Genomic DNA, 8,228 nt, shown 5'->3' with positions numbered 1-8,228 from the left:
CGCTCTCTTCTTGCAACTTTCGCTCCCTTCTTGCAACTTCCGCTCCCTTCTTGCAACTTCCACTCCCTTCTTGCAACTTCCGCTCTCTTTTAGCGACTTTCCCCTTCTTTTTGCAGATTCCACTTACGTTAAAGTCTTTCCACGACAAGCCTCTATAAGAAATTGAAGCCTGCTTACCAAACGAGCAGGCTTCTATCAAAATCACTCTTCTAATTCGTTATTCTGCTACTTCGGGTTCTTCTGCAGATACTCCTACCTGATATCTGTAAATTCCAGTACCATCACCGATTGCATAGTTCTGTACACGATTATTAACAGGTACGAGAACCGCACGATATAATGTTGGGAATGCTGGTACTTCTTCTACCATTAACTGTTGCCATTCTTTATATGTTTCCACACGTGTTTCCAGGTCGAAAGCAGCTTCAGATAATCCTTCTTTAATTAAACGTGTATTTTCTTCATTCGTCCAGCGAGTCATATTAAACGCTGCCTGCTCACCCCATAAGCCATCCGGATCGACATCAATTCCAACACTCCATGCAGCCTGGTAAATATCTATTTCCGGATCATCTGCTTCGACGCGATCATAGAAGGAATTAAATTCATGGAGTCGTCCTTCGAGCATTTCGACATGTAATCCGACTTGTTCCCATGCCTGGATATAATATTTTACTAATGGCTCTGCTATCTCACCACCACTCATTGAGGCAAAATTAATAACAAGCTCATTACCATCTGGATCTTCACGGAAATTATCCCCGTTCACATCAACATAGCCTGCTTCATCAAGTAGTTGTTTCGCTAATTCCGGATCATACGGTAATCCTTCATTTTCACTGTCATGAAATTCCGGGTGTGATGGCGGGATTAACGTCGTACCAGCCCATCTCAAGCCATGGTAGAAACGCTCACCAACCGTATTGTTATCAACCGCATGTGCCATTGCTTTCCGAAGATTCACATTCGCCATTTTAGCATCAGGATCATAGACATTGATCCCATTGTCTGCATCCCACTTTCCTAACTTGAAACCAATATAAGTGTAAGCACGGTCTGTTACACCAAGCCATGATAAATTGGACAGATCTGCATTATCTGGGAATTGATCAACAGGAAAACTGTCGACAATATCAACTTCCCCATTTTTTAATGCCTCGACAACTACATTTGGATTAATCACTTTCAATGTTACTTTATCTAACTTTGGCTCACCTCTCCAGTAGTCTTCATTTTTCGAATAAACGACAGATTCACCAGGCACAATACTTTCCACTTTATATGGTCCAAAACCGATCGGCTGCTGCCGGACTTCAGGTGATGAAGAGATATCTGCTACGTTCATATCACCAAAAATGTGCTTTGCCAGAGGATATGTCCAAATTCCTCCTGTGATAAGAGAAGGAGTCGCTTCTTTGTATGTGATTTTTATTGTTTTTTCGTCGACAACTTCGATTCCTGAAATCGTATCAGCTTCCCCGTTATGATATGCTTCAATTCCTTCTACATTTCTTAAAGAGGCATCAAAACGTATTCCATCATAATCAGGATGTGCAATTACTTCGTGGGCAAACAGTAAATCTTCCGCTTTTACCGGCTCACCATCATGCCAGTTAACATTATCCCGAATGGTAATGGTTGCCGTTTTATTATCATCTGACATCGTATAAGTCGCTGCCCCATCGTTTGTATAGACATAATTTTCATCCCATGTCAGCAAACCTTCATCAAACCACTGTAATACCTGTACATCGGGGTTTCCATCATAAAAATTGTAATTCAATATTCCTTCAAAAGCTGTATCTGAAACGAGCCCAAATGTCAGCTCTCCACCTTCTAATGGTGTTTCATCTTCTCCTTTAATATTGGAAAAATCATCAATGGAATAAAGTTCTTCCGTTTCTCCACCGGCCTCTTCCGGTTCATCTGTTTGTTCTGCTTCCTCAGTTTCTTCTTTCTCTACATCTGTCTCTGGTTTATCCACATCTGATTCAGTTGAGTTTTCATTACATGCAGCAAGCACCATGACTAGTGACAAAACAATGGCAAAAAACAACAAGCGAACTGGAACTTTTGACATTTTTATTCCTCCCTTTTTTATCCGCGTCTTTGTTTTGCATCTGTCGCGCGTTTTAACGCCTGGCCGACGTTATTTATACTCAACATCAAAATTAAAATTAATAATGATGCAGGTAACCAGATCCACCAGCGGTACTCCAATGTTTGTGGATTTCTCGCATAACTGACAAGAGTCCCCAGACTTGGCGTACTTTCCGGAAAGCCGAAGCCAAGAAAAGAGAGTCCTGACTCCAAACCAATGTTGGCAGCTAAATTTAATGTCATTGTGACAATGATCAATGAACTGATATTGGGCAAAACCTGTTTAAAAATTATTTTTAAATGAGAAGAGCCTGCAGTTTTCGATGCATTCACATAATCCAGTTCCTTCTCCTGCAGTGCTTTTGACCGGATTAACCTTGCAATTCCCATCCATAGAAAAACGGACATGATCAACGAAAAGGACATCACACCATAATTTGGTACGATACTTACAAAAACGATGACAATCATTAATGTCGGCAGGATCATAAAGAAATCGAGAATACGCATTAGTATGTTATCAACCGTCCCCCCGAAATAACCGGAGACGACACCCATTGTGATCCCGACAATCCCGCTGATGAGGGTGACTAAAATTCCGATAGAAAGCGAGTTTCTCGTTCCAATAATTAATTGTCCAAAAACGTCCCTGCCGCCGTAATCTGTTCCAAGCCAAAATTGCGAAGAGGGCGGTTCATGAATTGCAAATAAATCAACTGTAACAATTTCAGATTCATCCAGAAACAACGAGATTCCGAATACAAATGCAACCATCATCATAAAGAAAATTAGTGAGATAAGTGCAAGCTTATCGCGGACGATTTCCCGCCATAAAATTCTAAAACCGGAATGTTCCATATTTATTCACCTCCATGTTATTTCATTCGGATTCTTGGATCGACAATACTTAAAATAAGGTCAGAAATAAGTGTCCCTAAAATCGAAGCAATCCCAAATAACAGTACTAATGCTGTCACAACACTTGTATCCCGCTGCATTAAAGAGCTTAGAAACAACTGTCCAATTCCCGGATAGCTGAATATATTTTCAATGAAAATAGACCCGCCAATTAATCCGCTAATTTCATAGCCGAAGAATGCAGCAATCGGCAATAATGAATTTCGGAAAATATGCTTTCGGTAAATCCTTGTTTCACTCACACCCTTAGAACGGGCAAGCAAAACAAAATCTTTCTGTTTCGTATCAATAATTTCACTCCGTAAATACTGTACGGTAGAAACAGTCGTAATCAATGCCATCGAAAGTGCTGGCAACAGCATATGATAAACTTTGCTTAGGAAAAAACTCCAGGTACCCGGCACAGTTCCGGGAGTGACACTGCCACCTGTCGGAAACCAGCCGAGCTGAAATCCGAAAATAAATAACATTAGGAGAGCGAAAATAAAGACAGGTGCGGCAAAACCGATATAGGTGTAGCCTGTTATGATCCGGTCAGAGATGGTATCATTGTAACGTCCGCTGATTAAACCTAGCGGGATCGCAATCAAATAAGTTAAGATTAACGTCAGTACAGATAACCAGAAGGTATTCCATAGACGCTGATTAATTATTTCCGTAACAGGTAATTTATGCTGAAACGACTGCCCTAAATCTCCTTGGAAAAGATTCGTTATCCAATTCCAGTACTGAACATGCCACGGATCATTTAAACCAAGTTTCTCCCGCTGTGCTTCTATTGCCTCCGGACCAATATTCGGATCAATCAGCCCAGTTAATGCATCACCAGGCATCATTTTTGCTAAGAAAAAGATAACAATACTTAAAAGGAGGATTTGGGGAATCATGATTAAGACTCTTCGAAACGTAAATGTCCACATCCTATTGTCCCTCCCCTGGCAGTGCAGCAAAATGGTCAGCTGCAATTGCTTTTAAATCGTAAGCAAGTCCGTTCTCATCAAAATACTGATTGTATTTCTCATCAAAATCCCGCTTCACTTCTTCCCGTAATGCCATCATTTTTCCGCGGTTTTTCGGGTCAATATCTGGAATCGAAGAAATTAAACGTTTCGTATAAATATGCTGCGGATTTTCATAGATTTCTTTCGCTGTCGCCTCTTCCACAAGGCGGCCCTTATACATAATTCCGATCCGATCGCACATATGCCGAATAATCCCCAGATCATGACTGATAAGCAAATAGGTTAAGTTCAGCTCTTTCTGCAAATCTTTCATAAAGTTTAAAACTTGTGCTTGTACCGATACATCTAAAGCAGAAACAGGCTCATCTGCAATTATCAGTTTTGGCTGTAATGCAATCGCACGTGCAATTCCAATTCTTTGTCTTTGACCGCCGGAAAATTCATGCGGATACTTGGCAATACTTTTTTGGCTTAATCCTACCTGACTCAGCAGTTGCTGGACACGTTTTTGTTCTTCCTGTTTTGTTAAACTTTCGAAGTTTCTTAAAGGCTCCGCAATAATATCCAATACTCGTTTTTTGGGATTAAGCGATGAGTAGGGATCCTGAAAAATCATTTGAATTTCTCTGCGTAATTCTTTTGTACGCTTTTTCTCAATTAAATTCTTCCCTGCATAAAAAACTTTTCCTGATGTGATTTCATTTAATCCAATAACCGCTCTGCCTGTTGTAGTTTTGCCAGATCCAGATTCCCCAACTAAACCGTATGTTTCCCCGCTTTTCAATTCCAGCGAAACACCATTCACCGCTTTCACATGGCCAACAATCCTTTTAAACACTCCACTGCGAATTGGAAAATGTACATGCAGATCTTCTAGTTTAAGAAGCGCCATGATTCATTCCTCCGTCCTCACCAATAAAGTGAAAATCTTCGTAACAAGTACATCTGACAAAATGGCCCGGTCCGACTTCGTGCATTTTGGGCTCTTTCTCATGAACTTCCTCCGGGATCCACGGAATTCTTGATTTAAAACGGCAGCCTTCCCTTGGCAGGTTTGGTAATGGTGGAACAACTCCCTGAATGACATATAAGCGCTCCTGTTTGTCAAATGCGGAAGGAACTGATTGCAGTAATGAGCGGGTGTAGGGATGCTTCGGATTATCAAACAATTCAATTACGGGAGCAATCTCCACAATCTGTCCAGCGTACATAACCGCAACACGGTCAGCCATTTCTGCTACAACACCTAAATCATGGGTAATTAAAATGATTCCAGCATGCATTTCATCTTTTAATTTTCTGATTAAATCCAAAATTTGTGACTGGATCGTTACATCCAGTGCTGTTGTTGGTTCATCAGCAATTAACAAGCTGGGGTTATTTGCGATCGCAATAGCTATGACTACCCGCTGGCGCATACCGCCTGAAAGCTGGTGCGGATACTGATAATATATCTGCTCGGCACGAGGGATGCCGACCTCTTTCAGTAATTCCACTGTCCTTTTTTTCCGTTCCTGTCTGGACATTTTCTGATGCAGCATCAATGTCTCTTCAATCTGTTCACCGATGATCATCAATGGATTAAGAGCTGTCAGCGGATCCTGAAAAATCATCCCAATCTCAGAGCCGCGTAATTGATTCAATTGATTAATGGAAGCATTGGCAATATCCTTATTTTTAAAAGAGATACGGCCATCCATTTTTGTTCTTTCTTTGTTATGCAAACCTGTAATGGAAGCTGCAAGCGCACTTTTTCCACAGCCTGACTCACCTACAATGGCGACAATTTCATTCTTGTTCACTTCCAGAGACACATCATCTACCGCTGCATAATAGTCGTCTTTTATTTTAAAAGATGTACGTAACCGTTGAATGTGAAGTAATGGATCCGTCATTTTCTCACTCCGTTCCTTCTATCTTTACTTTTTAAAAAATATTATTTACATACTATGCTTGTATCTGCCTGATTATGGTCGTAAAAAAAGTGAAATTTTTACTATTCCAGACGTTTATTGCTGTGGTAAAAATGTTATAACTGAAATGGATATCAGGCAATGCTAGTGTAAAGTAATCTTACCAATTGATTAAAAAAACTTAAGATCACGGTGAGAACCTTTAACAGTAAACGCTTTCAAAATTACTTTTCTATTTAATAGGGCAATTATGCTAATATAATCATATTCAGAGACTTTCATAATATTAAAAAAAGTCGATCCATTTATTGGTCGACTTTTTTTCCAGTCAGCTGTTAAGAAGCATTAGGCACTTCACGCGGCGTATATTCAACTTGATCGGATGAATAAATTTCTATCATTACTTTTCCTTCCTTCACTTTAGAACGGATAAGCAATGGCTGATTCAGGTTATTTTTAAAAGTGAAATCGGGGCCGTACCAACTTACCGTTGCATCACGTCCTGGCGGCACATAGGGAACTTTCTTACTGTGGGAATAGCGCTCAACCATTTCCACTCCAGCACGGTCCACCGCATTATACAACGTGGAAGAAACCTGACAAATCCCCCCGCCAATCCCTTCCGTTAATTCTCCTTCTACAATCTCTGGTGCTGGCAAATACCCTTTCTCCTCCGTCCTTTTTCCAACAACCTCGTTAAATGAAAACGTCTTGCCAGGAAAAACAACATGGTTATTGATTGCTTCAGATGCAAGGAATATATTATGGGATCTTTCCTCATTATTAGAATTAAAGTACGTAACATAGTGACCTACCTGCTGTGTTCGAATATTAGCGAGCAGCTCACTGTCCACATTGGAGTGAATCTCCATTGTGGGTACTTCTATTCTGGCAGATTGATCACTAAAAAAATAACTGTAAAACAATTCTTTAAACTTTATCGGATCTATTTTATAGCCGGCATTTCCCGGAATAATCGCTCCATTATCATCAATTGTTGCATCTACCGGTTCCTGATACACTTTCTGTTTAAGTTCTTCGATAAACATACGGTATTTATCCTCATCCACTACCGGCTCCTCAAAAAACAGCACTCTAAGTTCCGCCCTGCTTACACTGGCGATTGGTTTCCCTTTATATGTCACCACTAAATCCGAAGTATCTGCAAACACATTGAGCTGATTTAGTAATAGTAAGAAAAATGTTAAACCGATTATTTTCATACACGAAAGCCTCCTGCCCTTAGTATGAATCAGTGGCAGGATTTCATGTGTGAATTATTAAATATGCGCTGGATCAGGATCCCTCCTGTTGTTACATTTCGAGTGGTGCTTTTATACCTAATAATCTTAAAGCCTCTTTCAGAATAGTTTTCACAGAGAAAACAAGTGCCAACCTTGCTCGTTTTTGCTCATTGTCATCCAGAATACGAACAGTACCATAATATTTATTAAACGCTTTGGCTAGGGTGAGCGAATATTTTGCAAATTCTGATGGATCATTCCCATCTATTGCACGTTTAATTGCATCTGAAAATTCCATTAAAACGGTAATAATTGGCCAAGCCTGATCATCTTTAAACGGAACTTCTTCATTCAACTGATAATTACTTTTTCTTAAAATCGACGCCGCCCGCGCATGGGTATATTGAACATATGGACCGGTTTCCCCTTCAAATTTGAGCATATCCTTCAGTGAGAATTCAATGTCATTTAACCGGTAATTCTTTAAATCATGAAAAATTACTGCTCCTGTTCCTACTTCAATAGCTACCTCTTCTTTATTAGCAAGAGTGGGATTCTTTTCAGTAATACTCTTATTAGCTATCTTTATTGCATCTTGCAAAACTTCCTCTAAAAGTACTACTTTTTCTTTTTCTTTCGACATTTTTTTACCATCTTTCAGTATCATCCCAAATGGAACATGTATCAGAGAATCATGCCAGTTATAACCCATCTTTTCTATTACATTAAACAATTGCGTGAACTACTCCCACCACTTACCACCCTTACGGGTTGCTTGAAGTGGGGGCTTCTTGGGTAATCGTCCCTTTTGGCAGCTGACGAAATAGACCAAGCTAACCCTCTTGTTCCAAGAGTTTATCCTTTCATTCGGCACTTGTTAATATGCGAATGCCTTCTTTTTTTATATTTAGCGCAGCATTGTAATCTCTATCAAGATTTAGTCCGCAAGAACAAACATACATCCTAACATTCATAGGCATTGGTTGGGTATTTCCACAACACGAACAAGTTTTAGTAGATGGAAACCATTTGTCAATTTTGATCAGTTGTTTCCCTTGTTCTTTTAGTTTGTACTGTAAGAAAGAAGTGAA

7 protein-coding genes and 1 pseudogene are annotated in these 8,228 nt (G+C 39.9%); all 8 read right to left on the bottom strand.

Features of this window, described 5'->3' with window-relative positions:
- Positions 1–217 precede the first annotated feature (217 nt).
- A complete protein-coding gene (gene opp4A / locus BMW36_RS13950) occupies positions 218–2,080 on the bottom strand; it encodes an oligopeptide ABC transporter substrate-binding protein (protein WP_089742164.1) in 1,863 nt (620 codons plus the stop codon).
- A gap of 17 nt (positions 2,081–2,097) precedes the next feature.
- The gene (locus tag BMW36_RS13945) at positions 2,098–2,958 is read right to left on the bottom strand and encodes an ABC transporter permease (RefSeq protein ID WP_089742162.1); all 861 of its coding nucleotides are present in this window, start codon (positions 2,956–2,958) and stop codon (positions 2,098–2,100) included.
- 17 nt (positions 2,959–2,975) lie between these two features.
- Positions 2,976–3,938, bottom strand: a complete 963-nt coding sequence (gene opp4B / locus BMW36_RS13940; RefSeq protein ID WP_089742160.1) for an oligopeptide ABC transporter permease — start codon at positions 3,936–3,938, stop codon at positions 2,976–2,978.
- Between the two features lies 1 nt (position 3,939).
- The gene (locus tag BMW36_RS13935) at positions 3,940–4,872 is read right to left on the bottom strand and encodes an ABC transporter ATP-binding protein (protein ID WP_089742158.1); all 933 of its coding nucleotides are present in this window, start codon (positions 4,870–4,872) and stop codon (positions 3,940–3,942) included.
- On the bottom strand, positions 4,859–5,875 hold the full coding sequence (locus BMW36_RS13930; protein ID WP_089742157.1) for an ABC transporter ATP-binding protein: 1,017 nt from the start codon (positions 5,873–5,875) through the stop codon (positions 4,859–4,861). Before BMW36_RS13930 ends, BMW36_RS13935 begins: the two co-directional genes overlap by 14 nt.
- 353 nt (positions 5,876–6,228) lie before the next feature.
- Entirely contained in the window at positions 6,229–7,116 is an 888-nt protein-coding gene (locus BMW36_RS13925) for a VanW family protein (RefSeq protein WP_089742155.1), read from the bottom strand.
- 91 nt (positions 7,117–7,207) lie between these two features.
- A pseudogene (gene argS / locus BMW36_RS13920) lies at positions 7,208–7,879 on the bottom strand (arginine--tRNA ligase domain-containing protein); the annotation flags it as partial.
- Between the two features lie 121 nt (positions 7,880–8,000).
- Positions 8,001–8,228 (bottom strand): zinc ribbon domain-containing protein (locus tag BMW36_RS13915; protein ID WP_139180324.1); only part of this gene is annotated, 228 nt, incomplete at its 5' end.

This window comes from Gracilibacillus ureilyticus, assembly GCF_900111195.1.
GTDB lineage: Bacteria > Bacillota > Bacilli > Bacillales > Amphibacillaceae > Gracilibacillus > Gracilibacillus ureilyticus.
Note: the sequence above shows the minus strand (reverse complement) of the source record. Positions and strands in the feature narration are given on the sequence as shown.

What these genes read in the sequence shown, in the direction of transcription:
- BMW36_RS13935 (WP_089742158.1), bottom strand. Translation starts at nt 4,872, where the DNA reads ATGGCGCTTCTTAAACTAGAAGATCTGCATGTACATTTTCCAATTCGC.
- opp4A (WP_089742164.1), bottom strand. Translation starts at nt 2,080, where the DNA reads ATGTCAAAAGTTCCAGTTCGCTTGTTGTTTTTTGCCATTGTTTTGTCA.
- BMW36_RS13945 (WP_089742162.1), bottom strand. Translation starts at nt 2,958, where the DNA reads ATGGAACATTCCGGTTTTAGAATTTTATGGCGGGAAATCGTCCGCGAT.
- opp4B (WP_089742160.1), bottom strand. Translation starts at nt 3,938, where the DNA reads ATGTGGACATTTACGTTTCGAAGAGTCTTAATCATGATTCCCCAAATC.
- BMW36_RS13925 (WP_089742155.1), bottom strand. Translation starts at nt 7,116, where the DNA reads ATGAAAATAATCGGTTTAACATTTTTCTTACTATTACTAAATCAGCTC.
- BMW36_RS13930 (WP_089742157.1), bottom strand. Translation starts at nt 5,875, where the DNA reads ATGACGGATCCATTACTTCACATTCAACGGTTACGTACATCTTTTAAA.